This window comes from Cereibacter ovatus, from assembly GCF_900207575.1.
Taxonomy (GTDB): domain Bacteria; phylum Pseudomonadota; class Alphaproteobacteria; order Rhodobacterales; family Rhodobacteraceae; genus Cereibacter_A; species Cereibacter_A ovatus.
Window position 1 is genome coordinate 1 of record NZ_OAOQ01000048.1, and the last position, 2,862, is coordinate 2,862.

At 65.6% G+C, this 2,862-nt stretch carries 1 protein-coding gene; it reads left to right on the top strand.

Features of this window, described 5'->3' with window-relative positions; translation table 11 throughout:
* Positions 1 to 148: 148 nt before the first annotated feature.
* Positions 149 to 2,862: hypothetical protein (locus tag CRO07_RS18855; protein ID WP_204840065.1), on the top strand; the 2,714-nt coding region annotated here is incomplete at its 3' end.

Genomic DNA, 2,862 nt, shown 5'->3' on the forward strand with positions numbered 1-2,862 from the left:
TGTGATGCGGATCAAGTTCAAAGGCCCCGTCGCGGGCCAGCCTTTCGGCGTGTCGTCTGGCGGCAAATCCGCCTCGGTCACGGAATGGGGCGTGGGCGCGCCGTTCGCGTTTCCGGGCGCCATCGCCCGCAGCGCGTTGAACGCGCGCATGAACGTGCTGACCCTGCCGGATGCGGATGCCATCGCGATCACCTCTGGCCCCAGCGCCGGGCGCATCACTGTCCGATCCGACAAGAAACTGTCGCTGGACCTGACCGAATACCTAGGCACCGATCCGGTCACCTTCGGCTATCGCGCGACCAAAGCCGGGGCCGACCCGGTGGATGGCATCTGCACGGTGACGATCTCGGAAAACACCCAATTCAGTTGGGATGAGGGAAAGAAGATATTCACCGACAAAACTCGGTGGTGGGGAAAAGGCCGGCACTACGTCCTGCCGGTGGACGGAAACAACCGCTATCTGGTCGAGCGACACCCGATCAGCAAGACGTTCCACTTTGCCTCGGACGGGCTGACAGCGGCGCAGATCGCGGCATTGAAGGGCGTGTCCGAAGCCACGGTGACCTCCTGGTGGCTGGTGAACCCCGCCAACACCGTGCCGGGCGAGACGTTCCGCTTCGGGGAAACCCCGGAATACCCGCTTTCCATCGCCTTCCTGTCGGGGATCAGTGACCGGGAGCTTGGAAAGTCGCCATGGCTGCTGTTCCGGCGTGGCGACGTTTTCAACGAGGCTCCGAGCAAGCTGGCCGGTCTGTCGCGGCGGTTCCCGACCTATGTCGGGGCCTATGGCACCGGCCCGGACCCCGTGTTCACGGTCGTCCCGAAGATCAACATCCGCCAGAATGTCGTGGTGCAGGACATTGCCCTTGCCACGGCGGACGGCGATGATCCCTCTCTGGCCCTCAACAGCGAGTTTGTCATTGCAGACGGCATCCGAAGCCATCGGGCTGGCATCACGATGCAAAGCCCCGGGGCGTTCTCGCGCGGGATCACCCTGCGCCGGGTGTGGCAGGTGGACAGCTACCGCGACGTGCCCGAAAAGGCGTCAGTTCTGAACGGCGTGACGATTTGGGATCCTAACCTCAACCGCATCCAGGGCATTTACCTGTCCAGTCTGGACGGCGGGCTGCTGGAGGATGTGTTCATCGACAAGTCCGGCTGGAATGATGGCTACGCCTACGACCAGAGGATCACGGCGCCGCAACCGCCGAGCATGTATTCGCACAACATCTATTGCCAAGGATCGAGCGCCGACCTGACCGTGCGCCGAACGATCTGCTCGCGCGGGGCGCTGACGGGGTTTCAGTGGCGCGCGGGCGGCGTCATGGAAGACCTCGTCACGTTCGGGTCCAACGTCGGGGTTCTGGTGGGTGGCAGCGTCTCTTTTGGCAACACTCTGGGCGGGCCGTTCGCGTGGGTCTCGAATGTTCTGATCACGGAAGCAGGCCAGCGGAAGACCACGGCCGCCAACTTCGCGCTGGCCCGCGGCATCGATGCGAATTGCCCGTGGGGGGCCTATGACCGCATCGCGATTGTCCATTCCAACGCCGGGACGCCCCTGGCCGAGTTCGGGCCTTCCGGGCAAAGCATCAAGCCATCCGAAGGCCGGGCGCTGAATGTCACGAGCGAGGTTGTTGCCTATTCCGTGAACGCGGCCATCTACAACTGGCTTTCGGCGTCTCTCGGGCTGTCGGGGAACTCGCCCGATCAGTTGCTGCCCGGCGCGAACGAAGCCCTTGCCGCGGGCCGCACCATCGGCGCGTGGCTGGATCAGAAGATCGGCGTGACCGGCAGCGACTTCACGGATGTTGCCGAGCATTTCCGCACATTGGACGAGCCGTGGACAGAGATCCGGGCGCTGCACAACTGGATGATGCCCGCCTATGGCTTTGCGGCGATCACGGATCGGACGGTTCCGACGACGCTGGTGTTCCGCCCGGACGATCAGGGCCGCACGCCGGGGATGCGCGCGGACATCCGCGCCGACTGGTCCACGGGCGATCTGCCGGGCACGGCTGCGGGCGACAGCATCGATCTGGACGGGCATCGGGTGAACTGGTCGATGAACCCCGCCAATGCGATTGCCGATCTGGACTTCGGCGGCGGCGAGTTGACCCTGTGGGGCGGCACGCTGAAGCCCACGGGCATCGTCTCGGGCGGGGGCCGGCTGGTGCTGGATTACGTCTCCGACTTCTGGTGCGACGGCTTCACCTCGTCCGATCCGTGGGATGTGGTGGTGCAGGGGGAAGGCCGGTTCGTGAATACGGGCGCCTTCTCGGGGGCTTGCAACATGACCGTGCGTTCGCAGGCGCAGGCGGTGCTGGCCCATGACGCGGCCAGCTTCACCGTCCCGTCCGGCCGGGTGTTGCAGATCGACGGCGGGGCCGAGGTCGGCTTTGACGGGGTGGCGAATGGCGCGGCGTCCATCACCATCGCGGCTGGTGCCACGCTGAAGCTGCGGCCCGGCATGGTGCTGCCCTTCGCCGGGCGGCAGATCCCGGTGCCATCCATCTGGGGAAGTGCGCGCGTCACCTTCCGCATCGGATCAACCGTGACGGGCCTGACCAGCGGCGCGACCGCCACGATCCTGGATGTTCTGAACGACACTCTGGACAATGGGCGGCTTGTGCTTGGCGACATCACCGGCAGCTTCGTCGCGGGCGAGACGCTGAACGGCGCGGCGATCTGCGCATGGAAGGAATTGCCCGCGCAGAACATCGCCACGGTGACCGCGGCAACCCCGGTCAAGCTGGTGCCGAAGATCGGCAAGCTGGCGACCGGCCCCGGAACCGGCGCGGTCACACCCACCTTCACCTGCGGCGGCACGCTGGACCTGACCGGCCTGCCGGTCGGAACCCATAC